24 protein-coding genes and 1 pseudogene are annotated in these 23,005 nt (G+C 63.9%); 13 read left to right on the forward strand and 12 right to left on the reverse strand.

Features of this window, described 5'->3' with window-relative positions; genetic code table 11:
* Positions 1–124: 124 nt before the first annotated feature.
* The 7 genes from BSL82_RS19135 to BSL82_RS19165 form a co-directional block, all read right to left on the reverse strand.
* Positions 125–514, reverse strand: a complete 390-nt coding sequence (locus BSL82_RS19135; protein WP_066665038.1) for a copper-binding protein — start codon at positions 512–514, stop codon at positions 125–127.
* Between the two features lie 22 nt (positions 515–536).
* Complete coding sequence (locus BSL82_RS19140) at positions 537–3,665, reverse strand: efflux RND transporter permease subunit (protein ID WP_066968758.1); 3,129 nt, start codon at positions 3,663–3,665, stop codon at positions 537–539.
* Positions 3,662–5,146 carry an efflux RND transporter periplasmic adaptor subunit gene (locus BSL82_RS19145; RefSeq protein WP_066968757.1) on the reverse strand — a complete coding sequence of 495 codons (1,485 nt, stop codon included), beginning with the start codon at positions 5,144–5,146 and terminating at the stop codon, positions 3,662–3,664. The genes BSL82_RS19140 and BSL82_RS19145 overlap by 4 nt, the downstream gene beginning before the upstream one ends.
* Entirely contained in the window at positions 5,143–6,372 is a 1,230-nt protein-coding gene (locus BSL82_RS19150) for a TolC family protein (RefSeq protein WP_066968785.1), read from the reverse strand. The genes BSL82_RS19145 and BSL82_RS19150 overlap by 4 nt, the downstream gene beginning before the upstream one ends.
* 134 nt (positions 6,373–6,506) lie before the next feature.
* Complete coding sequence (locus BSL82_RS19155; protein WP_022684328.1) at positions 6,507–6,779, reverse strand: hypothetical protein; 273 nt, start codon at positions 6,777–6,779, stop codon at positions 6,507–6,509.
* 72 nt (positions 6,780–6,851) lie between these two features.
* Positions 6,852–7,214, reverse strand: coding sequence for a hypothetical protein (locus BSL82_RS19160; protein ID WP_028056250.1), 363 nt, complete (start codon positions 7,212–7,214; stop codon positions 6,852–6,854).
* A gap of 50 nt (positions 7,215–7,264) precedes the next feature.
* Positions 7,265–7,702 carry a DUF411 domain-containing protein gene (locus BSL82_RS19165; protein ID WP_028056249.1) on the reverse strand — a complete coding sequence of 146 codons (438 nt, stop codon included), beginning with the start codon at positions 7,700–7,702 and terminating at the stop codon, positions 7,265–7,267.
* Positions 7,703–8,102: 400 nt separating this feature from the next.
* Between BSL82_RS19165 and BSL82_RS19170 the strand changes: the two genes are divergently transcribed.
* Complete coding sequence (locus BSL82_RS19170) at positions 8,103–8,387, forward strand: hypothetical protein (protein WP_044663285.1); 285 nt, start codon at positions 8,103–8,105, stop codon at positions 8,385–8,387.
* 18 nt (positions 8,388–8,405) lie between these two features.
* Here the strand turns inward: BSL82_RS19170 and BSL82_RS21290 are convergent, their stop codons facing one another.
* Complete coding sequence (locus BSL82_RS21290; RefSeq protein WP_158011147.1) at positions 8,406–8,681, reverse strand: hypothetical protein; 276 nt, start codon at positions 8,679–8,681, stop codon at positions 8,406–8,408.
* A 39-nt stretch (positions 8,682–8,720) separates the two neighbouring features.
* Between BSL82_RS21290 and BSL82_RS19180 the strand changes: the two genes are divergently transcribed.
* The 10 genes from BSL82_RS19180 to BSL82_RS19230 all read left to right on the forward strand — a co-directional run bounded on the left by BSL82_RS19180 (position 8,721) and on the right by BSL82_RS19230 (position 18,626).
* On the forward strand, positions 8,721–11,630 hold the full coding sequence (locus BSL82_RS19180) for a Tn3 family transposase (RefSeq protein WP_006961814.1): 2,910 nt from the start codon (positions 8,721–8,723) through the stop codon (positions 11,628–11,630).
* A gap of 142 nt (positions 11,631–11,772) precedes the next feature.
* Positions 11,773–12,639, forward strand: coding sequence for a recombinase family protein (locus BSL82_RS19185; protein WP_006961816.1), 867 nt, complete (start codon positions 11,773–11,775; stop codon positions 12,637–12,639).
* A gap of 84 nt (positions 12,640–12,723) precedes the next feature.
* Positions 12,724–13,080, forward strand: coding sequence for a hypothetical protein (locus BSL82_RS19190; RefSeq protein ID WP_022684267.1), 357 nt, complete (start codon positions 12,724–12,726; stop codon positions 13,078–13,080).
* A 168-nt stretch (positions 13,081–13,248) separates the two neighbouring features.
* A complete protein-coding gene (locus tag BSL82_RS19195) occupies positions 13,249–13,701 on the forward strand; it encodes a heavy metal-responsive transcriptional regulator (RefSeq protein ID WP_022684266.1) in 453 nt (150 codons plus the stop codon).
* Positions 13,702–13,996: 295 nt separating this feature from the next.
* The gene (locus tag BSL82_RS19205; RefSeq protein ID WP_072599031.1) at positions 13,997–14,341 is read left to right on the forward strand and encodes a hypothetical protein; all 345 of its coding nucleotides are present in this window, start codon (positions 13,997–13,999) and stop codon (positions 14,339–14,341) included.
* Between the two features lie 27 nt (positions 14,342–14,368).
* Entirely contained in the window at positions 14,369–16,291 is a 1,923-nt protein-coding gene (locus tag BSL82_RS19210) for a 2Fe-2S iron-sulfur cluster-binding protein (RefSeq protein ID WP_044663286.1), read from the forward strand.
* Positions 16,291–17,019 carry a hypothetical protein gene (locus tag BSL82_RS19215; protein WP_044663287.1) on the forward strand — a complete coding sequence of 243 codons (729 nt, stop codon included), beginning with the start codon at positions 16,291–16,293 and terminating at the stop codon, positions 17,017–17,019. Before BSL82_RS19210 ends, BSL82_RS19215 begins: the two co-directional genes overlap by 1 nt.
* On the forward strand, positions 17,016–17,738 hold the full coding sequence (locus BSL82_RS19220) for a cytochrome c3 family protein (RefSeq protein ID WP_044663288.1): 723 nt from the start codon (positions 17,016–17,018) through the stop codon (positions 17,736–17,738). Before BSL82_RS19215 ends, BSL82_RS19220 begins: the two co-directional genes overlap by 4 nt.
* Positions 17,725–18,171: a DUF1622 domain-containing protein gene (locus tag BSL82_RS19225; protein WP_072599032.1), complete on the forward strand. Its 447-nt coding sequence runs from the start codon at positions 17,725–17,727 to the stop codon at positions 18,169–18,171. The genes BSL82_RS19220 and BSL82_RS19225 overlap by 14 nt, the downstream gene beginning before the upstream one ends.
* Before the next feature lie 14 nt (positions 18,172–18,185).
* A complete protein-coding gene (locus BSL82_RS19230; protein WP_044663290.1) occupies positions 18,186–18,626 on the forward strand; it encodes a four-helix bundle copper-binding protein in 441 nt (146 codons plus the stop codon).
* A 146-nt stretch (positions 18,627–18,772) separates the two neighbouring features.
* Here BSL82_RS19230 and BSL82_RS19235 read toward each other — a convergent pair.
* From BSL82_RS19235 to BSL82_RS21300, 4 genes and pseudogenes are all read right to left on the reverse strand, one after another.
* Positions 18,773–19,273 (reverse strand): annotated as a pseudogene (locus tag BSL82_RS19235) (HAD hydrolase family protein); the annotation flags it as partial.
* A gap of 462 nt (positions 19,274–19,735) precedes the next feature.
* The gene (locus BSL82_RS20815; protein ID WP_062121690.1) at positions 19,736–19,957 is read right to left on the reverse strand and encodes a hypothetical protein; all 222 of its coding nucleotides are present in this window, start codon (positions 19,955–19,957) and stop codon (positions 19,736–19,738) included.
* Between the two features lie 445 nt (positions 19,958–20,402).
* Complete coding sequence (locus BSL82_RS21295) at positions 20,403–20,582, reverse strand: hypothetical protein (RefSeq protein ID WP_007406401.1); 180 nt, start codon at positions 20,580–20,582, stop codon at positions 20,403–20,405.
* Positions 20,579–20,749 carry a hypothetical protein gene (locus BSL82_RS21300; protein ID WP_226998779.1) on the reverse strand — a complete coding sequence of 57 codons (171 nt, stop codon included), beginning with the start codon at positions 20,747–20,749 and terminating at the stop codon, positions 20,579–20,581. The genes BSL82_RS21295 and BSL82_RS21300 overlap by 4 nt, the downstream gene beginning before the upstream one ends.
* Before the next feature lie 153 nt (positions 20,750–20,902).
* Between BSL82_RS21300 and BSL82_RS19250 the strand changes: the two genes are divergently transcribed.
* Entirely contained in the window at positions 20,903–21,232 is a 330-nt protein-coding gene (locus BSL82_RS19250; protein ID WP_021224454.1) for a hypothetical protein, read from the forward strand.
* A 252-nt stretch (positions 21,233–21,484) separates the two neighbouring features.
* Positions 21,485–23,005, forward strand: a complete 1,521-nt coding sequence (locus tag BSL82_RS19255) for an aldehyde dehydrogenase family protein (RefSeq protein WP_015449264.1) — start codon at positions 21,485–21,487, stop codon at positions 23,003–23,005.

The following is a 23,005-nucleotide window of genomic DNA, read 5'->3' on the forward strand; positions in this document are numbered from 1 at the left end:
AAGTGATGGCGAGGGGCTAACTTGCCCTCGCCGTCGATCATGGATCGGCGAACATTGCCTGTTCCAACTTGCCGGAACTCTTCGGGAGGTGCTCCTCGGTGCCTCCCGAAAGTTCAGCGACGGTCTACTTTTTCTCGATGGCCGTCACTTCGCCGGCATTGCCGTCGAGCTTCAGCTCGAAATTCACCTGATCGCCCACCTTCACGCTGTCGATCAGGGTTGGCGCTGCCTTGAACGCCATCGTCATCGCCGGCCAGTTCGCCTCGGTGATCGGGCCATGGTCGAGCGTGATGGTCCCGGCGCTCTTGTCGACGGCTGTCACCTTGCCGGTGCCCTTGGCCATCTTGGCGGTAGGCGACATCTCCATTTTGCCCATGTCGTCCGCCATCGCATTGGTTTCCGTAGCCGCAGGCGACGCCGTGTTCGTGGCGGCCGTCTCGTTGGACTCGGTCTTGGAGCCGCAGGCGGCGAGCGCGGCGGTGAGGCCGAGAACGGTCAGTGCATGCAATTTCATCATAGTCTCCTTTCGTGGTGCTTCATGGTTTGGTGTGAAGGGATCCCCGCCTCAGAAGCAGATAGGCGGCGGGGATGACGAACATGGAGAGGAGCGGTGCGGTCAGCATCCCGCCGACCATGGGCGCCGCGATACGGCTCATGACTTCCGAGCCCGCGCCAGATCCGACCAGGATCGGAAGGAGGCCAGCAATGATGACGGCGACCGTCATCGCCTTGGGCCGGACCCTGAGCAGCGCGCCTTCGCGGACCGCCTCGGCAATATCCTCCCGCGAGGGCTGCTCGCCCCGCGCCTGGAGGGCATCCTTCAGGTAGATCAGCATCACAACGCCGAACTCGGCGGCGACGCCGGCAAGCGCGATGAAGCCGACGCCGGTCGCGACCGACTGGTGGTAGCCGAGCAGGTAGAGGATCCAGAAACCGCCGGTGAGCGCGAAGGGCAGCGTGCCCATGATGAGCACCGCCTCGTCGAGCCGCCGGAAGATGAGGTAAAGCAGGAGGAAGATGATCGCGAGCGTTGCTGGTACGACGATCTTGAGCCGGTCGATGGCGCGGGCGAGATATTCGAACTGGCCCGAATAGGCGAGGCTGACGCCGGGCGAGAGCTTGACCTCGCGTGCCACCGCATTCTGCAGATCCTCGACGACCGAGGCGAGATCGCGTCCTCGAACGTCGACATAGACCCAGGTCGATGGGCGGCCGTTCTCAGTCTTCAGCATCGGCGGTCCGTCGCTGATCGCGATCTGGGCGACGCTGCCGAGCGTGATCTGTTGACCCGACGGCGTGAGCACCGGAAGGGCACGCAGTGCGTCCGGGCTGTCGCGTAGCTCGCGCGGATAGCGGACATTGATCGGATAGCGCGCCAGCCCCTCGACGGTCTGACCGACATTCTCGCCGCCGATCGCGCCGGCGACGATCGCCTGGACGTCGGCGATATTGAGCCCGTAGCGCGCGGCAGCCATCCGGTCGATCCGGACATCGATGTAGCGCCCGCCGGTCAGCCGCTCGGCGAGCGCGGAGCTGACGCCGGGCACGCCTTTCGCGACCCGTTCCACCTCGCGCGCGACATGGTCGATGGCGGCGAGGTCCGAACCGGACACCTTGACCCCGATCGGGCTCTTGATGCCGGTCGCCAGCATGTCGATCCGGTTGCGGATGGGCGGCACCCAGATATTGGCGAGCCCCGGCACTTTCACGGTGCGGTCGAGCTCCTCGATCAGTTTGTCGGGGGTCATGCCCGGCCGCCATTGGTCACGCGGCTTAAAGCGGATCGTCGTCTCGAACATTTCGAGCGGGGCAGGGTCGGTCGCGCTTTCCGCGCGTCCGGCCTTTCCGAACACGCTCTGCACCTCGGGCACCGACTTGATCATGCGGTCCGTCTGCTGGAGGAGCTCCGATGCCTTGGCGGCCGACAGGCCGGGCAAAGCGGAGGGCATGTAGAGAAGATCGCCCTCGTTCATGGCAGGCAGGAACTCGCCGCCGAGCCGCGACAGCGGCCATGCGGTCGTCAGGAAGATGAGCCCGGCGATGACGAGGGTCGCCTTGGGCCGTTTCAGCACCCAGTCGATGGCGGGGCGATAGGCCCTCGTCAGCGCGCGGTTGACGGGATTGGCCTGTTCGGAGGGGATCTTGCCCCGGATGAGCCAGCCCATCAGCACCGGCACGAGCGTCACCGAGAGGATTGCCGCCGCCGCCATAGTGTAGGTCTTGGTGAAGGCGAGCGGCGCGAAAAGGCGACCCTCCTGGGCCTCAAGCGTGAAGACCGGGACGAAAGAGAGCGTAATGATGAGGAGCGAGAAGAAGAGCGCGGGACCCACCTCGCGCGCTGCGTCGGTGATGACGGTCCAGCGCGCCGCCCCAGCCAGCTCTTCGCCCGGATGATCATGCTCCCACTGCTCGATCCGTTTGTGGGCATTCTCTATCATCACGATCGCGGCATCGACCATGGCGCCGATCGCGATCGCAATGCCGCCCAGTGACATGATGTTGGCGTTGACGCCCTGGAAGTGCATCACGATGAAGGCCGCCAGGACGCCGAGCGGCAGCGTGACGATGGCGACTAGGGCCGAGCGCACATGCCAGAGGAACAGGGCGCAGACGATCGCCACGACGACAAACTCTTCGGCGAGCTTGTGCGTGAGGTTCTCGATCGATGCGTCGATGAGCTGCGAACGATCATAGGTGGGTACGATCGCGACCCCGCGGGGCAAACTCTTCTTGAGAATCTCGAGCTTGTCGCGCACCGCCTGGATGGTCGCGCGGGCATCCGATCCCGAGCGCAGAATGACGACGCCGCCAGCCACTTCGCCGTCGCCGTCGAGTTCGGCGATGCCGCGGCGCATTTCGGGGCCAAGCTGGATGGTCGCGACGTCGCCGAGCGTGACCGGCACGCCGCCTGCCGCGGTGCGCAGCGGTATGGCGCGGAAGTCGTCGAGCGACTGCAGATAGCCCGAAGCGCGCACCATATATTCGGCCTCGCCGAGTTCGAGGACCGAGCCGCCGGTTTCCTGGTTGGCCTGCCCGATCGCCTCGACGGCCTGCGCGTGCGTGATGCCGTATCCGGCGAGCTTCACCGGATCGAGCACGACCTGATACTGCTTGACCATGCCGCCGATGCTGGCAACTTCGGCCACTCCCGGCAGGCTCTTGAGCTCATAGCGCAGGAACCAGTCCTGCAATGATCGGAGCTGGGCGAGGTCGTGTCCGCCGGTGCGATCGACCAGCGCATATTGATAGACCCAGCCCACGCCGGTCGCGTCGGGACCGATCGCGCTTCTCGCCGTCTCCGGCAATCGCCCTTGCACCTGGTTGAGATATTCAAGGACGCGCGAGCGCGCCCAATAAAGGTCGGTCCCATCGGCGAAGATCACATAGACGAAGCTGTCCCCGAAGAAGGAATAGCCGCGCACGGTATTCGCGCCCGGCACCGACAGCATCGTCGTCGCGAGCGGGTAGGTGATCTGGTTTTCGACGACCTGCGGAGCCTGGCCCGGATAGCTCGTGCGGATGATGACCTGGGTGTCGCTGAGGTCGGGCAGGGCGTCGATCGGCGTGCTGCGCAGCGCAAGCAGTCCGCCGAGGACAAGCGCCAGCGCTCCGAGCACCACGAACAGGCGGTTGTTCGCCGACCAGTCGATGAGACGGCCGATCATCGCGCAGCCTCGCGGCTCAGCGTGCGAACGACAGGGCCTTCCGCCGCTTGGTCGAAGCCGAAGACGACGCGGTCGCCCTTTTTGAACCCCCGCGCGAGCGCCGGGCTCCCCAGCTTGAACGTCATCGTCATGGCGGGCCATTTGAGCGCGGGGACGGCCGCGTGGCTGAGGGTGATCCGATCGCCTGATATGCTCTCGATCCGCCCGTTCGTACGATAGGCGCCGGTCGAAGGTGCTTCTGCTCGCGGCGTGGCGGCTGGCCCACTGATCGGGCGCGCTTCGATGCCGGAGAGGTTGGCCTCGGAATCGATCAGGAACTGGCCGGAAGCGACAATCTTCTCCCCCTCGGCAAGGCCGGCAAGGATTTCGGTCTGGCCTCCTGCTTCTGCACCGGTCTGCACCTCGGCAGGGCGGTAGCGCCCTTGCGGCAGCGCCAGCATGACGAGCGCGCGCTTGCCGGTGCGGATGATGGCTTCCGAGGGCACGAGCAGCGCCGAGCGGGCAGCGCGGCCGAGATCGACCGAGGCGAACATGCCGGGGCGCAGGCGCCCGGCTCGATTGGGAAGTTCGATCCGCACGGTGAGCGTCCGGCTTTCGGCGGCGACGCTTGGGAGAATCGCGGCAATCCGGCCCATGAAGCGTTCGCCGGGATAGGCGGCGAGGGTCGCGGTCGCGCTCTGCCCCGGCCGGAGCCTCCCGGCCATCGCCTCCGGCACTGCGGCATTCAGCCACACCGTACCCAGCCCGTTCACCTCTGCGAGTGTCTGGCCGCTCGCGACCGTCATCCCGGCCCGGACGCCGAGCGTCTTGATGGTGCCGCCGGTTGGCGCCGAGATCGTCACCACATTATGCGGTCGCCCGCTCCGCTCGACTGCTGCGACCGTACCCGCAGGCATGCCGAGCAGCAGGAGGCGCTGACGGGCCGCGTGAGCGAGGCCTGCATCGCCGATCCTTCGCACGGCCAGATATTCCGCCTGCGCGCCCGCCCATTCCGGCACCAGGATATCGGCGAGCGGTGCGCCTGCCCCGATCACATCGCCGGGCGCGCGCGCGTAGACCCGTTGGACGAAGCCACCGGTTCGCGCCTGGACGATGGCGACGTCGCGCTCGTTGAACTCGATCGTACCGGTCGCCGTGAGGCTCGATCCCAGTGTCCCGGTCCGCGCTTCCGCGATGCGCAGGCCAAGCGATTGGGTGCGCGCCGGATCGATCGCCACGCCGGTCTCGCCACTCGCTGCCTCGTCGGCATATTTGGGTACAAGCTCCATATCCATGAACGGCGACTTGCCCGGCTTGTCGAAATGCTGGCTCGGGACCATCGGGTCGTACCAGTAGAGGATCTTGCGCCCGCCCTGCGCCGTTGCGGCCGGTGGATCTTCATGGCGCCAAGTCGCCAGGCCATAGCCGAGGGCTCCCGCCGCCAGTGCGAGCGCCGCGGCCGCCGTGCCAAGCTGCGCGCGCGAGGTCATGTCGAATTTCATTGGCTGTTCCCCCCAAAGGTGAGGACGAGCCGCACGGCATCGCGCGCGAATTCGGCCTCCCTGTCGAGCAATTGCAGCTCGCTGTCGGCGAGCATGGTCTGGGCCTCGATCACGTCGAGCAGCCCGGCGCGTCCGGCGGCATAGCTCGCGGTCTCGAGGTTCGCGCGGCTACGCGCGAGCGGCAGCAGCGTGTCGCGGGCGCGCATCCACTGCTCATGGTGCATGGCATGGTCGGCAAGGCCGGCTTCGAGATCGGCGAGAAGGGACCGGCGCATGTCTTCCTGCTCGGCAAGCGCCGCAGCGGCGGTCGCCGCGCTGGCGGCGATCATCGGGTCCTGCCGCCGTTTGGCAAAAAGCGGCAGGCTGACAGTGACGCCGGCCGAAACCATGTCACCATAGCGATCCGCCCGGCGCTGATAGGCGACGTCGAAGCCCCAGTCGGGGCGCTTGTCGGCCCGGGCGATCCCGACGTCCGCCTCGGCCTGGGCGACCCGGGCACCGGCGGCGCCGAGATCGGGGTGGGTGGTTATGGCGGCGCGCAGGGCTGCGGCGTCGATAGTAAGCGCAGGGATATTACCGACCACCTCAGGCGCGGGCTCGCCGGTCCAGCGCGAGAGGATCGCGCGTTGGCGCGCCACTGCGGCGGCGAGCTCGCTCCGGCGGTCTTCCAGCACCGCGAGTGCTTGCCGCACCTGCAGCGTCTGTGCGGGGCGCGCGGTGCCGGAGGCGACGCCGCTCTTTGCCGCGGAGGGAAGGGGGGCGAGCTTGGAAAGTATGCCGTCGAGAGCGGCAAGACGCCGTTCCGCATAGGCGAGATCGATCCATGCCAGCGCGGTTGCGACCTCGACGCGGCGGCGTTCGGACAAAAGTGTCGCCTCGGCAGCTTCGACATCGGTTCGCGCCCGGCTCGTCCGAGCATGGCGCTTGGCGGCGTTGGGAACATCCTGAGAGATACCCACTCGCGCCATCGTCATGCTGTCTTCGACGAAGCTCCCAGCTGGCGGGCCCGATACGGGGAAATTGTCGATACCGAGCCCGAGCTTGGGATCGGGGAGCTGCCCTGCCGCCGGCAGTGCGGAGCGGCGCGCATCGACCTCCAACCCCTTGGCACGGAGCGACGGAGCTTGCGCCTCCGCTCGCGCAAGCGCCTCCTCGAAGCGGAGCGGCCCGGCGAGGGCTGGAGTCGGTAGCGCCAATAGCGGCACGGCGAGGAAAAGGGTGCGCATGAACATCTCCCGTTCGGGGGTTCCCGGCGCGGATCACAAGGCTGCCAACACGGCGCCGACGCGGGGGCTTGATGTCCCGCGCCGGCGCCGCGCGCCTGGCCCTGCTTTTCTGATCTGACGGCCGGGACCCGAGCTTAGCCGGCTGTAGGCTTGTCGCGGCCGTGATGCATCATGCCCATGCATTCATCCGCGCTCATCTTCATCATGTCGCAGTCGCAGTTCGCCATCTGGGCATGATCCGCGACCCAGACGCGCTGCCGGACCGGGCCGGTCGCACGCGGGCCGTATTGCGGCACCGATCGCCATTCATAATGGCCTTGGGTCGAGCTATGCGAGGCATCCGCCCAAGCAGGGGCGGCGACGCTCAGGGCGGCCGCCATAGCAGCCAGAATCATCTTCTTGTTCATCACGAATATCCTTGTCTGAATTGAAAGAGGTCACGGCGCCGCGCGGGAAAGCGCGCGTAAGCAATGGTTCAATCAGCCAAGGTTCGTGGGAGGATCCGGATCAGGACCGAAGGACTTCCCGGCCAGGACGGCGTTGGTCGGCCAGAAGCCGAGGGCGCCATGAATACGCGGCGTGGCAATATCGCCCGCAAGATCAGCGGCGGCCAATGGAACAACGCACCCCATGGCGGCAATGCAGTCGAGTGTAAGGCCCTTGCACGGCTTTTTCTCGGGCGCGGGCTGCTGCTTGGCCATCATGGCCATGCAGTCCGAATCCATCGCCATCGCCTTGGGCGCGCTCATCGCCATCGGAACGCTTCGCGCAGCCGCCATCTGGCCTCCGAAGAGACCCAACAGTGCTCCGACAAGGAGCAGCGAGGCGAAAAAGCGTTTCACGAAGATTGTTTCTAGCAAAAGCCCCTTAGGGAACCAAATGAAGATTAGCGTTAATGGCGAGCGAATACGCGTTGGCCCGAAGGTCCGAACGCAACCACGACATAAGGCTGCGCCCGCTGACCAGTCACTTCCATGCCGGGCGAGCCGATCGGCATCCCTGAAACCGCAAGGCCACTTACGCCGCGGGGACGCTGCGCCAGGAGCCGCTTCATGTCGGCGATCGGCACATGGCCCTCGAAGACCAGACCATCGATCACCGCGGTGTGGCAGGAGGACAGCTGTTGCGGGACGCCCCGCGCGCGCTGGAAGGCTGCGCGTGAGCGATCATCCACGATGGTTACAGGGCGCCGGAACTGCGCGCGGACCTGCTCAGTCCATTTCTGGCAGCATCCGCATCCGGGGTCACGGTGCACCAGAATGGGCGCCGCAGCGGTCGCTGCGTTCGCGATGAACATTGCAGTGAGCGCCGCGATCGATTGCTTTCTCAAGTCACCGTCCTCCAAACCTCAGCCCGGTCCCTGCGCGTGATTGCCATGCTCGTACACATCTCCTGGGTATACGCACCAGGAAGACGGAGCCCTCACATCTGCTCCAAAATTTCGCCGGTCGCACATTGACGGCCTTTTTCTAATGTCAGGGCGACCGTTTGGTTTGCGCGGCCGACGTCGAGGACGTGTTTCTGGTATATGAGGTCGCGAACCCCTGACCTCATTGTGGAATTCGCCGAGCTCCGATTCAGGTGTAGAGAGATCCGCGCCGACGAGCCTAATGGCTGCGCACACTACGTATATCGAGCTTGGACCAAGGACCATAGTCCTGACGACGAAGACCAGATCTTCCCCTCGAGAATCGAGCGGCAATATTCAACATTCTTCCAAGGAGTCGAGTATGACGAAGTTTCTCTCGATTGTGGCCATGAGCTTGCTCTCAATCGGTTCGACCGCGAACGCGCAGGTTCGCACGAATACGAATCCGGTCGCCCAGGCACACGTTGCGGCCGAGACGGCCAAGCATGCCAAGCACGACAAGTCCGAACATTGCGATGCGATGGAGAAGTCCATGGGGACCAACCAACTGCACAGCCACGCGGAGGAAAAGGGCACGATTGCTCAGACTCCGATGAATCGTCAGCATGCCGACTGCCGGAAGATGATGAGGAAGAACAAGAAGTAGGTCGATCGGCTGATGACCTCATCTGGTATCGGGCACCGAATGTGTGTCATGGATGTGCGAACGTCCGGCGCCCGAACCACTCTGTCGATCCACGCATCGATAGCCACCGATTTTCCCGCCGTCGCGAGGCCAGCGCAGAAACAGCAGCACAACGTCGGCGAAGGCGATCAACAATCCGCCAAAGGCGAAGGTGGCGAGCCAGGGCGTATTGGGCCCAGTCGGCCCGAAGCTGCGATTTTGGTCATCTTGGAGAACACGTCGGGAACGGGCTGGTTGTTGTTGACGATCGCCCATGCGAGGAACGACGTTCCGCTCCGATAAGGGAGCGGCGTTATGAGCCTTGGCGTTTCGAGTGGGGATCTGATCGGCTCCTGGAGCCTGAGTTTTTCGGACATCGCGTTCGTGACCGGCAAAGCGGAGACGGCACGACTGGGATTGGCGGTTCAGCTTAGATTTTTCGCCGGGCATGGCTTCTTTGTGCCGGATCATGCGTCGATACCCTCCGACGGTGTCTTGTATCTGGCGGAGCAACTTGGTCTCGATGCCAAATCCGTGAACCACTATGATTTTTCCGGGCGCACCGCCCGCCGGCATTGCGCGGAGATTTTGCGGCATCTCGGGTTCCGCCGTATGACGCAGACGGATCGCAGGGCGTTGTCGAGGTGGATTTCCGACGATCTTTGTGCGGGCGGGCAGCCGATCAATGCCATGCTCGAGCATGTTTTCCTGTGGTGCCGCGACCGCCGTATCTATGGGCCGTCGCGCAAGGAGCTGGAACGCCTCGTCCGTTCGCAACGACACCTCTATCTGGAGGCCCTGTTGGCCCGAGTCCGCGATCGGCTTGCGCCGGATGCGGTCGCCTTGCTGGAAGCCTCGCTCGCCGATCCCGATGGCCCGACCGGCTTCAACACGATGAAGGGGGATGCAGGTCAGGCGACGCTCGAAAACATTCTTGGCGTGACCGCCAAACTCGCCTTTATCCAACGGCTTGCTCTTCCCCGAGATTTCCTATCGGTCACGGGCAAGGCATGGGTCGATCAGATCGTTCGCCGGGTTGCCGGCGAGAAAGCCTCGGAGATGCGCCGGCATGTACCGGCGCGCCAGCTCGGGCTCTATGCCGTTTATCTGATGGCGCGGGAAGCTCAGCTTACGGATGCGATGGTCGACCTGCTGATCGAGACGGTCCATAAGATCGGATCGCGCTCGAAACGCAAGGTGGTGGGCGATATCGCGAAAGACATCGAGCGGGTCTATGGCAAGGAGCGACTCCTGGTCGAGATTGCCAGCGCTTCGATCGACGATCCATCCGGGCGCATCTGCGATGTCATTTTCCCAATCGCCGGCAAGGACAAACTGGCGGCGATCATCAAGGAAAGCCAGGCAAAGGGCGCCTTGGATCGGCGGATCTACAAGGTGATGCGGAGGTCATGGGCCAATCATTATCGCCGTATGCTGCCAAGCCTGCTTTCGGCACTGGAGTTCCGGTCGAACAACGCCGTGTGGCGTCCGGTGCTGGCGGCCCTGGACTGGATCAGAAGCAAAGTGGATGATGGATGCCGCTACGTGCCGCCGCACGCAGTGCCGGTCGACGAGGTCATTCCGGCGAGATGGCGCAGTTCCGTCATTGATGAAGAGGGGCGCGTAAACCGGATCAGTTATGAGCTTTGTGTCCTCGCGCAACTGCGCGATCGCATCCGTTCTAAGGAAATCTGGGTTGTCGGGGCGGACCGATACCGCAATCCCGATGACGATCTTCCCAAGGACTTCGATGCGCGGCGAGAAGCATATTACACAGGATTGAACCTGACGGCGGATGCGCGTGCATTTTCAAGCGCCATCCGGGAAGAGCTTGCTCAGGAACTGTTGCTCCTCAATGCCAATATTCCCCGGAACGACAAGGTTCGGCTGCTGTGGCGCGGCGAGAACCGTATATCTCTCACCCCGTTCAAACCCTTGCCCGAACCCAGGGGTCTCGCCTCGATCAAGACCGAGATCGGCCAACGCTGGCCGATGACCGGGCTGCTCGACGTACTGAAGGAGGCTGCCCTTGATACGGGACTTCTCGAAGCGTTCGAAACATCGGCCTCGCGTGTTGCACTGCCGAAAACCGCGCTGGATCAACGTCTCCTGCTATGCCTCTACGGCCTGGGAACGAATGCCGGGCTCAAGCGGATCGCCGGCGCCACCCCCGATGTCAGCTATGAAGAGCTGCTGCATGTCCATCGCCGCTTCGTTCATGCCGCGGCGCTCAAGGAGGCGTGTGCCAGGGTTGCGAATGCGACCCTGGCAATCCGCAATGCTGCAGTCTGGGGGGACGCCGGCACGGCCTGTGCGTCAGATTCCACAAAGTTCGGAGCCTGGGATCGCAACCTGATGACGGAATGGCATGCGCGTTATGGTGGACGGGGCGTCATGATCTACTGGCATGTCGAACGACGCGCGACATGCGTCTATTCCCAGCTCAAGCGCTGCTCTTCCTCCGAGGTCGCCTCCATGATCGAGGGCGTGCTGCGCCATTGCACCGACATGGAAATCCAGCGACAATATGTTGATAGTCATGGCCAAAGCGCGGTTGGCTTTGCATTTTGCCGGCTTCTCGGATTTGAGCTTGCACCCCGCCTGAAAGCGATCGCTCGCCAGAAGCTGGCTCTTCCCGATGTCGGCATGCGAACGCGGCTTCCCCACTTGCAGCCGATCCTCTCCAGTCCGATCAACTGGGATGAGATCGAGCAGCAATATGACGAGATGGTCAAATATGCAGCCGCGATGCAGACAAAAACCGCCGACCCGGAGGCGATCCTGCGCCGGTTTAGCCGCTCCGAGGTGATGCACCCGACCTACAAGGCGTTGAGTGAGCTGGGCCGCGCGGTCAAGACGATCTTCCTGTGCCGGTATCTGCGCGAGGAGTCCTTCCGCCGCGAAATTCATGAAGGCCTGAATGTCGTTGAAAACTGGAACAGTGCCAATGGGTTCGTTTTCTTCGGCAAGGGCGGCGAGATCGCCACTAACCGCATCGATGAGCAGCAGCTCTCGGTCCTGGCGCTACATTTGCTGCAAGCGTCGCTTGTCTATGTGAACACCCGAATGCTTCAGAGCGTGCTGGTGGAACCGAAATGGACGGGCCGGATGACGCCGGATGATTATCGCGGCCTCACACCGCTGATTTACAGCCACGTCAATCCTTATGGCCGCTTCGACCTCGATCTGAATAGCCGGATCGATTTTGGGCGGCTTGCTGCCTGACCGGGGCCTTTCCGCTCGCACCATTTGGGTGCACCCGAACGTGACGATCGGAAGTGACATATACGACATGTCACAAAAGGGTGGTTCCGTCACCAATGTTACTGTACGAGGGCAAAGCCACCCTAATGTGACGGATTTGCCCATGACCCGCGTCGGCTACGCCCGCGTCAGCACCATCGACCAGGATCTCGACATCCAGGTTGCCCGGTTGAAGGCAGCGGGCTGTGAAATCCTCCGCTCCGAAACAGGCTCGGGCGCATCGCGCACTGGACGCACGGAGCTTGAGACGATCATGCAGTTCCTGCGCGCCGATGACGAACTCGTCGTCCTGCGTCTCGATCGGCTCGGTCGCTCCACACGCGATGTTCTCAATCTGGTTCATGAACTCGACCAGAAGGGAGCCTCATTGCGGGTGCTTGAGCCGGAGGTGACGACGGCCGGAAGCATGGGGCGGATGGTGATCACCATTCTGGGCATGGTCGCGGACATGGAACTGACGTTCATCAAGGACCGGCAGCGCGCCGGGATCGAGGCGGCGCGCGCCGAAGGCGTCTACAAAGGCCGGAAGAAAAACATCGATGACGATGAAATCCGACGCCGGATCACCGCCGGCGCGAGCAAGGCCAGCGTCGCGCGCGACCTCAAGATCTCAAGAATGACCGTCTATCGGGCGCTTGACGTCATTCCTTCAAGGATCGGGCTGCCGGAAAAGCCGCCTTCTGTCACCATCGCCCTGCATCTGACCATCGAGAACTTCAACAAGCATGGTCGTGGCAGAAAGCCCGCTCGCGAGCGCATTGAGGCGATGCTGGAGCGGGATTACCAGATGCAAAAGACCGGGAACTGCGATTACACGCTGACCGTCGCCTATGATCAGGGTGCCGATGGCGTCAGCCTCGATGATGAGATCGCATCTCTCCAGACAGAGATGTTCAACATCGCAGAGAGCTACAGGTGCTCGATCGAGACCGATGTTTACGAGATTGGAGGACAAGAGCGAGCCTGGTAGATCGCCATGTTCAATCTTTGTTCTTCAACATGGCCAAAATCGCAGCTTCGGGCCGACTGGGCCAAGCTAAGACAGGAGTTCGATATGAAAGCAGTGATGCTTGCAGCAGCAGCGGGGTTGGCTCTGCTATCGGCAGTCCCGGCGGGCGCGCAAGGAATTGGCCACACATGGTTCATGCGCGGTTCGATCGTGGGTATTGATGAAGGTGGCCCGGTTGTATGCATCGGTAAAGCCGATGGTGCGGAAGTCGGTCAGGTTCTCGACGTGTATCGGAACGTCCCCGTACCGGGCGGCTCTTACAAGGGGACGGGACCCGCGTTCCGCCGGCAATTCGTGGGTCATGTGAGGGTCGATCATATCTACGACGATCACTTTGCCCATGTCAGCGTGGCCGACGGCAAACCCGCGAAGCATGACATCGTTGAGCTTCGTAGGGACTAACGAGTCCTTGCCTTCTCGCACTGCGGCCTGTCCCTGGCAGGTGTTCCACCATCGGGGCAGGTACGTAGTCGCCGCGGAGCAGCGATTGCTCTGCAACCGGGAAGAAAAAGGGCCGCAATTCTTCTTGACCCTGGACCACGGTCCAACCTGCAAGATCGAGCGGATGTCATGGGCACCTTTAAGATTGGCGAGCTCGCCGCGGCGGCGGGCGTGGGACGTGATACGATCCGATATTATGAACGGAGCGGACTGCTCCCTGCGCCGGATCGGACTGCCGCTGGCTACCGCCTTTACGGGGATGCCGACCTGGATCGGCTCAACTTCATCCGCTCTGCTCAGGAACTCGGCTTCACGCTGGAGCAGTCGCGGCAGCTCCTCACACTCCAGGCTTCGGATACCGCAACCGCGGCAGCCGTCCTTGAGATTACGCTTGCCAAGATCAGCGAAGCGGAAAGCCGCGTCAGACGACTCTCGCATATTCGGGATATCCTTCGCGAGCTCGCTGAGGAGTGCCCTGGCGAAGTTCCGGCGTCCGACTGTCCCATTCTCGTCTATCTCGCGGCGAAACGTAGTTCGCGCCGCGACGAAGCAATCAAGGAAAAATCGCTGCGGGAGCAGTAACCGTTATCAGGAAGGGAGCACCATGAAGACATGTATTTTCGTCGCAGCAGCGCCAATAATGTTCCTTGCGGCTTGCGTAACGACGCCGCCCACATCGGCGCAGATTGAAAGCTGCAGGGCCATGGAAGGGCAGATGGGCCTGCAGACGCTTCACGACCACAACGAGATGAAAGGGCAGGGGCGTAATCCCATGAACTTGTCACACGAGCGCTGCCAACAGATTCTGCACGACGCTCAATGAATTCATCCGGGTGACACATAGCCACTACGTCTTTCCTTCAAGAGGAGAAGCACCATGAACCTCAAAGACAATCTGCTGCCTCGCACGATCGGATGGAGCTTCGTGCTGACGGCCGCGCTCGCCTTGTCGGCGTGTGACCGCAAGAGCGAACAGACCTTGCCTGCAGCGAGCAACGCATCGACCGACTCCGCCGTACTCCCCGCCGTCGTGACCGATAATGGCAGCGACGCCCCGACCGACGCGAACAGCGACTATCCCCGGGACGATCATGAAGCGATGGAACGCCATCATCGGCAGGCCATGGACCATGATGCAATGCGCGCCGGCGGCGCGAACCAGAGCGCTCCGGCGCCCGATCCGGCGCCGACGAATTCAGCGATGCCGATGAAGGACATGTAGGGCGCAAGAAAAAAAAGGGAAGAGAGGATGCGTAACCGGATGGGCCTTCGCCGCTGGAGCCTTTGGCTCGCGCTCGCCCTGAGCCTGTCCGCGAGCGCCCAGGCGCAGGAGGGCGAGGATCATGCCGCCCACCATGGCGGCGGAGGCGACGCCTCGATGTCGGCCGACGGGGCGATGTCCGCCCCCTCGGCGCCGGGTTCGTCCGACATGGCGAAGATGATGAACCCCATGATGGATCGCATGATCAACGGCGAGGGGGAAAATGAGCACGGCCACGACTCTCGCCGTGCGGCCTTCTTCTCCCAGCTGCTCGCCTTTCCGGTGCTCGATGAAGCCGCCCGGCAGCGTGTCGCGGCGCAGGCCCGCGACCGGGTGAGCACAGGCCTGGCATTGATCAATGCCGCATCCGCCGAAGGCGCGCGCGCAACGACGATCTCGGCCCGGCTGAATGCAGCTCAGCGTATGCGCGAGGGCACGGACCTGTTCCGCGCTGGCTCTGCCGCACAGGCCGCGATCGGGGGGCTCCAGCCGCCGCGCGAGGTCGCCCTCTCCTGGTTTCGCGATCAGCTTGACATCGACCAGGCCGCGCCCGGCCATGCCGATCACTGGTTCGGCATCTCGCCCTCGCACCTCCTTCTCATGCTGTTCCTGGGACTGGTCAGCGCGACGCTGATCGCGCTACAGATCTTCCGCCTTCGGCGTATCGCGGTGATCGCCGGTGCGGTCGCCAGCGGCAAGGCGTCGGCAAAGCCGGAGCCGACGGCTGCTCCCCCCACTGCGAAGCTCCCGCCCGCGCCTGCACCCATTGCCGACAGCGCAGGCCTCGCGCCGAGCAATGCCGCCGCGCCCGCCGGGGCTTCGCTGCGCAAGCCCAAAAGCTGGGCAGGGCAGCTGCGCGTGGTCCAGATCGTACGAGAGACGCCGACGGTCCTGACGTTCCGCCTTGCGGACCCGAGTGCCGACCGGCTGCCGTTCGACTTCCTGCCGGGCCAGTTCCTGCAGGTCGAGGTAGAGCCCGAAGCGGGCAAGACCGCGCGCCGTTCCTACACGATCGCCTCTTCGCCGACTCAGCGGGCCTATGTAGAGCTGACGGTTAAGCGCGAGGAGCAGGGCGTGGTCTCGCGACACCTGCACGACAAGGTCGTCGCCGACGATCTGCTGAAGGTCAGCGGACCGTTCGGCGCCTTCACCTTCACGGGAACGGATGCCGAGAGCATCGTGCTGATCGCGGGCGGGGTCGGCATCACACCGATGATGTCGGTGCTGCGCTATCTCACCGACACCGCGTGGAAGGGCGATATCTTCTTCTTCTACGGCGCACGGTCGACCGAGGAATTCGTGTTCCGCGACGAACTCGAGCGGCTCGAACGCCGTTTTCCCAACCTCCATGTCGTCGCCGCGATGCAGCGCGCGCCCGGCACCGTCTGGATGGGCCCCGAAGGGCCGATCACCCGCGAGATGATCCTGGCCGCGGTGCCGGAGATCGCGAGCCGGCGGATCCATATGTGCGGCCCGCCGGCGATGATGGGCGCGATGCGCGGCGTGCTGGCGGAGCTCGGCGTCCCCGAAGCGCAGCTGCACACCGAGGCGTTCGGTCCGGCCTCGCTGCCGGCCGACCCCGAGGGTCTCGAGGTCAAGCCCGCGCCCGCGCCAGCGGATAAGGCGTCCCCGACTGTTGAGGTGGCGCCGAGCACGGTGACCTTCTCCGTGTCGGGCGTGTCGGCGGCCTTGCCCGCGGACGAGACCGTGCTCGAGGCGGCCGAGGGCGCGGGCGTCGAGATCCCCTATGCTTGCCGTGCGGGCACATGCGGCGCCTGCGTGGTCAAGCTGTTGCAGGGCGAGGTGACGATGGAGGTCGAGTCCGGCCTTGCGCCCGCCGACAAGGCGCAGGGCTATGTGCTGGCGTGCCAGGCGAAGGGGACGGGCACGCCGCTCGTGGTCGAAGCCTGATGCGCGAACGCAGCGACATCGCCGTCGGCCTGCTGGTCGCGTTCCTGCTGCTGTTCCCGTTCGGCTATCTCGTGCACGTGTCGCCCCGCTTTCCGGGTAGCCTCGCTGGCGGGATCATCGGGATCGCAGCGCTCGTGCTGATGCTGCTGACGCTTCCCTATGTCGCGGCCAAGCACATCGCCTGGGTCGACAAAGTGCTCTCCCGGCTCGTCAGCAAGCCTACCCTGCTCGCCATCCACATCTATGCCGGCGTGCTGGCGCCGATCCTGGGTCTGGTCCACGCCGCGCACAAGCTCGAAAGCCCGGTCGGACTGCTTCTGACCGTCCTCCTGCTGATGACGGTCATCACCGGCTTCATCGGCCGCTACCTGCTTGCCCAGCTTGGTCGGGCGCTGCGCGGACGCAGGTCGGAACTGGCCTCGCTTCGCGCCGCCTTCCTCGAGGAGCCGGCGGCGCCGACGCAGGCCGATACCGCAGCCCCGCCGCTGTCGGGCTGGAAGCGCTATCTGTTCGTCGCCGGGGATGCGTCCGCGGGCCAGCGCCCCCAGGACAAGGCGGGGATCGCCGCAGCGCTGGCTGATACCGAATTCGCGATCCGCGCCGAAGAGGCGACCAACACCCTGTTCGTGCGATGGCGGATCCTGCACATCCTGCTGGGCTGTCTCATCTTCGCGCTGCTCGCGCTCCATGTCGGCGCGGCGCTCTATTACGGGCTGCGCTGGCTATGAGCTGGCAGCGTCTTTCCTACGCCGTCTTCATCGCAGCCCTGCTGGTGATGGTCGCCGCGGTCGCAATCCGGATGCGATCGGACGCGCCGAGGGATGCCGGCCTGGTGGCGCAGCTCGTCTCGCCCGGCCCGCTCTCGAGCGCGCACCAGTCCTTCGCCGGCCAATGCACGGCCTGCCACACGCCGGGCAAGGGCGTCGAAACCCGGACCTGTCTCACCTGCCATGCGGGCACGGATTTCGGGACGAAGCAGTCGACTCAGTTCCACGCGAAAGCGACGCAGTGCACCTCCTGCCACGTCGAACATGAGGGAGAGCGCGGCATCATCCGCATGGATCACGCCGCCTTGCTCGACATGGCAAAGTGGCGGCAGCCTTCGGCGGGCATGTCGACAAACACTAGAAGCCTGACTCCCGAGACCGCGCTCAATTGCGCGAGCTGCCATGCGTTCCGCGATCCGCACCAGGCCCTGTTCGGCACCGACTGCGCGAGCTGCCACAAGACCGACAGCTGGAAGATCGTCAATTATCGCCATCCATCGGTCAATTCGACGCAGTGCGCCGAGTGCCACAAGGCGCCACCCAGTCACTTCATGGAGCATTTCAGCATGGTCTCGCAGCGCGCAGCCGGATCGAAAGCGCGCGTCGACCAATGCTATGCCTGTCACGCCACCGACAGCTTCAACAATATCCGCAAGCGAGGCTGGTATGATCACCATTGAGGCCGACTGGCTGAGCGCCTTCTTCCGGCTTGCGGTGATCGGCCTGGAACTGGCGGGCACGCTGACCATCCTCGTCGGCGCGGGGCTCGCAACCTTTCTGTTTGCGCGGCGGGCGAGGGCGGGCGACCGGACCGAGGCCTATAGCGCGTTCCGCTCGGCGCTCGGCCGCAGCATCCTGCTCGGTTTGGAATTTCTGGTCGCCGGCGACATCGTCAAGTCGCTGGTGATCAACCCGACGCTCGACGATCTCATCGTGCTGGCCGGGCTTGTGCTGGTGCGGACCTTCCTGAGCATCTCGCTTGGGGTCGAGATCAACGGCCACTGGCCTTGGGAGGAAACCCGGATGGCGCGGGAGAAGGCGCGTGCTGCGGCGTTGGATGGGTCGCCTATGACGGCTGGGGCCGCCGGACGCGGCGCAGCGCTCAAGGGATAGCAGATGGGAGGTGCATGATGATCGAGAGACGCGAATTGCTGATGGCCGGCGCCGGCCTTGCCGCCGCTGGAACGCTGGCTGGGCCGGCGGCGGCGCAGCAGCATCGAATGGAAGGGATGGCGATGTCGATGACGGACTGCATCGACGATTGCGTGGCTTCGCACCGCATGTGCCTGGAGACCGCCGCCTGGCTGACGAAGCAAGGCGGCGCGTCAGCCACGGCGTCGCTGATCGCCATGCTGAACGACTGTGCGGAACTGTGCGAGGCGACCGCCAACTCGATGCTGCGCGAATCCTCCCTCCATACCATCCTGTGTCGCGCCTGCGCTGACGGCTGCGAACGATGTGCGCGGGAATGCCTGAGCCACGTCGTGGGCGAGCGGATCAAGCGTTGCTCGGCTACCTGCAAGGATTGCGCCGCCAGCTGTCGGATGATGGCGGACATGGCCAGCTGAGTGTCCTAGAACGCGCCCAGGCGTAGTGGGGTCAAGCAGCTCCGGCACGATTGAAGCGATCCGTCGGCTCCACAATGTGGGACCGCTGCGAAGCTGGGTCGTACGGGCGCGAAAGCGGGACTGGTTAGGTATCGGCGGTAGCGCTTTTAGACTAGCCAGGCAGCGATCGCGCCAACCACCGACTTGGTTTCGGCAACGTCGCGGACTTGCACGGTATCCAGCCCGAGGTGCTTGGCCGGATAATCATTTCCGCCCGGGAAGATCGCGTCACCGAAGAAGATCATCTTGTCGAGTGCGACGCCGGTCTGCTCGGAAAGGCGCTTGAGGCCATAGGCCTTGTCTATCCCTTCGCGCGTGATGTCGATCGATGTCGCCCCGCCGATATTGATGCCAAAGCCTGGCAGCAACGGCTGGAGCAGGGCCTGCAATCTCTTGCGCTTGGCGTGATCGGGATCCCACGTGTCCTTGGCCTCGAGCGGCGCTTGCTGACCGAGCGCGGAGAATGTGATCTGGCTGCCGCGATCCTCGATCTGCTCGCCCCAGATGTTCTCGTTTGCATAGCCCGCCTGCCCGACCGTCTTGATTAGTGCTTCGCGGATGCGCTGGCTTTCGTCGCCGGTGAACAGATCGGCATAGATACGCGTCCATACTTAAACCCCGAGGCCTCCGACAAACCCGGGGCGGTTCAAGTTGATCAATAATCAGCCAGGCGAGCGTTCAATCACTGCGGCACCGATCCGAGTGAGCGTCTATTCCGACAATTTAGCCTGGGCCAGTCCGAGTGGCTGGTTCGGCGGTGGGCCTTGCCACGATCGCGCCGAAGCAAAAGCGGCGTGCGATTTACGTTTCGCTGTTCGCCAACTGCAGCAGGCGGCGTCGCTTTGCAGTGCTCGGGCTAGGCGGAGGCTTTGATGGCCGCCGTCTTCGGCCATCCGCGCCCAGCTTTTGCTAGTAGCCGAACTAAAGCGGACATTGCAGGCTGACCGCCAGCTTCGCAAATTACGTATACTGCCACCTCCAGGCCGATACCATCTCAACGGCAAGCTCCCTGGGGAGCGAGAATCGACCGGGCATGTGTCCGGTCGAACTGAAACTCAGACTTGAAGGAATCATATTTGCGCAAGAAAGCAGCGATTATCGCTTCGCTCGCAGCCTTTGGCGTCCTTGCCGTCGGCGCCGGGCCAGTTCTCGCCGATGGGATGCCGCCGGGCATGCCCGACCTTGAACAGACGCTCAAGGCGAAGCCGGCGCCGGCTCGGTCCGACACGGCCCAGATGCAAGGAATGCGACACCGCGAAGTACGGATGCACGGTGAGATGATGCAGGACCATCGGATCGCTATGCGGGAGATGGGAACCCAGGACGGAGCCTCCCGCATGTTGCATAGGTCGCGGGGCGGTTGCTGACCCTGCATTAAGCCAGCTCCGACCACGAGGCTGGGCGGCCAACGACCGTGGCCTAGTTCAACCGCAGCTTTGGCCCGCCGTTCTCCCACGGCGGGCCAATTGGCTTTTGCACTTCGCTGCCGGCCGCCATCAAGCGGGATCATGAATTCGCTTGAACTTGGGCCATGGTCCACCCCGCACGATCCCGCGCATGCTTGTCGCGATCCAAAGCGGATTCGTAAGTTACGTATACAGACTGCGTCTCGCTAGCAGCATTGAAGCTTCGGAATTGCCGGGATCGGAACGTCGACCGGGCAACAGGACGAACACTCGGAGACCCTCAATGCGACAGACGACATTTCGCGCGGCGACCATCAGCCTCTTCGCGACGCTAACCTTCGCCGCCGGCACCGCTCTCGCCCAGTCGACGCCCGCGCCCGCGCAGACTGCGCCGGCCCATGCCCACCAGCAGGGCATGGATCATGGCGGGCAGCAGATGCACGATCAGATGATGAAGGATCATCAGGCCGGCGCGCAGAAGCAGCAGCGGCAACCGGCCCAGCAGGATCAACAGGGCATGTCGGGGATGGCCGGCATGTCCGGCGGGTCGCCTGCATCGAACGGCTCGGGCATGGCCGGTAAGGCGAAGAGTGGCTGCTGCAAGATGCCGATGAAGAAGGCCAAGCCGGCCGCGAAGAAGACCGCCAAGCCCATGGCCGACAAGCCGATGAGCGACATGTGAAGTTTCCAGCCCCGATAAAACACCCCCCGGGGCTGAGGGCCCGCCGCCGCCCCCGCGGCGGGCCAGTTCTTTGACGATGCCCAGCGTCGCCCCGTGCTCCCAACTTTCAAAGCCGGGACCGAGCAACTGACGTGAGAGAGGAAACAGTGATGCGAAAACATCTTGGCGTCGGTGCTGCTGTTGGCTTTCTGCTCTTTGGCAGCACGCCGCTCCTCGCACAGGGTATCGGCCATAGCTTGTTCATGCGCGGCAAGATCGTCCGTACGGATGCGGGCGGCACAGTGGCCTGCCTGGGCAAAGCCGATGGCGCGCACATCGGGCAGATACTCGAAGTCTATCACGCAACGCCGCGCCACCGCCGCCTTGTCGGTCATGTCGAAGTCGACCAGATTTTCGACGACCATTACGCTCATTTCCGCGTGAGGGACGGGACGCTTCAGAAAGGCGATTGGGTGAGCCTAAAGCGCGTCCGGGCGTAACGCCAGAATTGGAATGCCAAGCGCCGCCCTCGCCAAAAGAAGACTCGGCCGAGTAACGCCTGTCTCGGCATAATTCCGATCAGGCGTGCGCGAATACGTTCAGGAGTCGATGAATAGTCATCGGCTCTGTTGGCGTGTCTGACCCTCAAGCCCGCGACCCCGATACCAGACTACCTTCTGCGGAACTTACTTATAGGCCACCCGGGCAAAGAGATTACTCCGTCAGGCCATCGATAGAGATGGAGTCAGGTTATGTTCGAGAAGGCGATCGGGACCATTAACGCGGCGGCCTCCTTCCGACACCGCTATGATAATTTCATCGGAGGCCGCTGGAGCGCTCCTGCGGGCGGCGAGTATTTCGCCGACACGAGCCCGATCAATGGCGCCCAGATCGCAGAGTTCGCGCTGTCGACGCCGGAAGATGTCGAGCGCGCGCTCGATGCGGCGCACGCCGCCAAGGATCAATGGGCAAGGATCGCGCCCGCCGAACGCGCCAGGATTCTCAATCGCGTCGCCGACCGGCTCGAAGACAATCTGGAGTTGCTGGCACTTGCCGAGACGATCGACAATGGCAAGCCGATCCGCGAGACCCGCGCTGCCGACGTGCCGCTTGCAATCGACCATTTCCGCTACTTCGCCGGCTGCATCCGGGCGGAGGAAGGCGGCATCTCGACGATCGATGCCGACACCATCGCCTATCATTTCCGCGAGCCGCTCGGCGTCGTCGGCCAGATCATCCCGTGGAACTTCCCGCTGCTGATGGCGGCGTGGAAGATCGCCCCGGCGCTGGCGGCGGGCAACTGCACCGTCATCAAGCCCGCATCCCAGACGCCGCTCACCTTGCTGATGTTCGCCGAGCTCACCGCCGACATCCTGCCGCCCGGCGTGCTCAATGTCGTTACCGGCCCGGGACGGACCGTTGGCCAGGCGATCGCCGCCAATCCGCGCATCGCCAAGGTCTCGTTCACCGGCGAGACCGTCACCGGCAAGCAGATCATGCACGCCGCGGCGGACCATCTGATCCCCCAGACGATGGAGCTTGGCGGCAAGTCGCCCAACATCTTCATGGCGGACGTGCTCGACGAGGACGATGCCTTCTTCGACAAGGCGCTCGAAGGCTTTACTTTGTTCGCCTTCAACAAGGGCGAGGTCTGTACCTGCCCGTCGCGCGCCCTGATCCATGAGTCGATCTTCGACCGCTTCATCGAGCGCGCCGTGGCGCGCGTCGCCGCGATCCGCCAGGGCGATCCGCTCGACCCGTCGGTCCAGGTCGGCGCGCAGGCGTCGGAGGACCAGCTCCACAAGATCCTGGGCTATATCGATATCGGCAAGGCCGAGGGCGCGCAGTGTCTGGTCGGTGGCGCCAGGGCGCTGCCGGGCGGTGCGCTCGACCAGGGCTATTTCGTGCAGCCGACCGTGTTCGTGGGTCAGAACCACATGCGCATCTTCCAGGAGGAGATCTTCGGTCCCGTCCTGTCGGTCACCACGTTCAAGACGGTCGAGGAGGCGATCGCACTTGCCAATGACACCGCCTACGGTCTTGGCGCGGGCGTCTGGACCCGGAGCGGCAACACCGCCTACCGGCTCGGCCGCGCGATCGAGGCCGGGCGGGTCTGGACCAACTGCTATCATCAGTACCCCGCCCATGCCGCCTTCGGCGGATACAAGGCATCGGGCTTCGGGCGTGAAAACCACCGGATGATGCTCGATCATTATCAGCAGACCAAGAATCTGCTCGTCTCCTATGACGAGCACGCGCTCGGCCTATTCTGA

Source organism: Tardibacter chloracetimidivorans, from assembly GCF_001890385.1.
GTDB classification, from domain to species: Bacteria; Pseudomonadota; Alphaproteobacteria; order Sphingomonadales; family Sphingomonadaceae; genus Tardibacter; species Tardibacter chloracetimidivorans.

Excerpts from the sequence above, each read along its gene's own strand:
- BSL82_RS19215 (WP_044663287.1), top strand. The coding sequence starts at position 16,291 with ATGCGCGAACGCAGCGACATCGCCGTCGGCCTGCTGGTCGCGTTCCTG.
- BSL82_RS21300 (WP_226998779.1), bottom strand. The coding sequence starts at position 20,749 with ATGTCGCTCATCGGCTTGTCGGCCATGGGCTTGGCGGTCTTCTTCGCG.
- BSL82_RS19220 (WP_044663288.1), top strand. The coding sequence starts at position 17,016 with ATGAGCTGGCAGCGTCTTTCCTACGCCGTCTTCATCGCAGCCCTGCTG.
- BSL82_RS19135 (WP_066665038.1), bottom strand. The coding sequence starts at position 514 with ATGAAATTGCATGCACTGACCGTTCTCGGCCTCACCGCCGCGCTCGCC.
- BSL82_RS19170 (WP_044663285.1), top strand. The coding sequence starts at position 8,103 with ATGACGAAGTTTCTCTCGATTGTGGCCATGAGCTTGCTCTCAATCGGT.
- BSL82_RS19180 (WP_006961814.1), top strand. The coding sequence starts at position 8,721 with ATGAGCCTTGGCGTTTCGAGTGGGGATCTGATCGGCTCCTGGAGCCTG.
- BSL82_RS19190 (WP_022684267.1), top strand. The coding sequence starts at position 12,724 with ATGAAAGCAGTGATGCTTGCAGCAGCAGCGGGGTTGGCTCTGCTATCG.
- BSL82_RS19225 (WP_072599032.1), top strand. The coding sequence starts at position 17,725 with ATGATCACCATTGAGGCCGACTGGCTGAGCGCCTTCTTCCGGCTTGCG.
- BSL82_RS19255 (WP_015449264.1), top strand. The coding sequence starts at position 21,485 with ATGTTCGAGAAGGCGATCGGGACCATTAACGCGGCGGCCTCCTTCCGA.
- BSL82_RS20815 (WP_062121690.1), bottom strand. The coding sequence starts at position 19,957 with ATGGTCCTGCATCATCTCACCGTGCATCCGTACTTCGCGGTGTCGCAT.
- BSL82_RS19185 (WP_006961816.1), top strand. The coding sequence starts at position 11,773 with ATGACCCGCGTCGGCTACGCCCGCGTCAGCACCATCGACCAGGATCTC.
- BSL82_RS19250 (WP_021224454.1), top strand. The coding sequence starts at position 20,903 with ATGCGAAAACATCTTGGCGTCGGTGCTGCTGTTGGCTTTCTGCTCTTT.
- BSL82_RS19150 (WP_066968785.1), bottom strand. The coding sequence starts at position 6,372 with ATGCGCACCCTTTTCCTCGCCGTGCCGCTATTGGCGCTACCGACTCCA.
- BSL82_RS19205 (WP_072599031.1), top strand. The coding sequence starts at position 13,997 with ATGAACCTCAAAGACAATCTGCTGCCTCGCACGATCGGATGGAGCTTC.
- BSL82_RS19140 (WP_066968758.1), bottom strand. The coding sequence starts at position 3,665 with ATGATCGGCCGTCTCATCGACTGGTCGGCGAACAACCGCCTGTTCGTG.
- BSL82_RS19210 (WP_044663286.1), top strand. The coding sequence starts at position 14,369 with ATGCGTAACCGGATGGGCCTTCGCCGCTGGAGCCTTTGGCTCGCGCTC.
- BSL82_RS19195 (WP_022684266.1), top strand. The coding sequence starts at position 13,249 with ATGGGCACCTTTAAGATTGGCGAGCTCGCCGCGGCGGCGGGCGTGGGA.
- BSL82_RS19155 (WP_022684328.1), bottom strand. The coding sequence starts at position 6,779 with ATGAACAAGAAGATGATTCTGGCTGCTATGGCGGCCGCCCTGAGCGTC.
- BSL82_RS19230 (WP_044663290.1), top strand. The coding sequence starts at position 18,186 with ATGATGATCGAGAGACGCGAATTGCTGATGGCCGGCGCCGGCCTTGCC.
- BSL82_RS21290 (WP_158011147.1), bottom strand. The coding sequence starts at position 8,681 with ATGGGCGATCGTCAACAACAACCAGCCCGTTCCCGACGTGTTCTCCAA.
- BSL82_RS19145 (WP_066968757.1), bottom strand. The coding sequence starts at position 5,146 with ATGAAATTCGACATGACCTCGCGCGCGCAGCTTGGCACGGCGGCCGCG.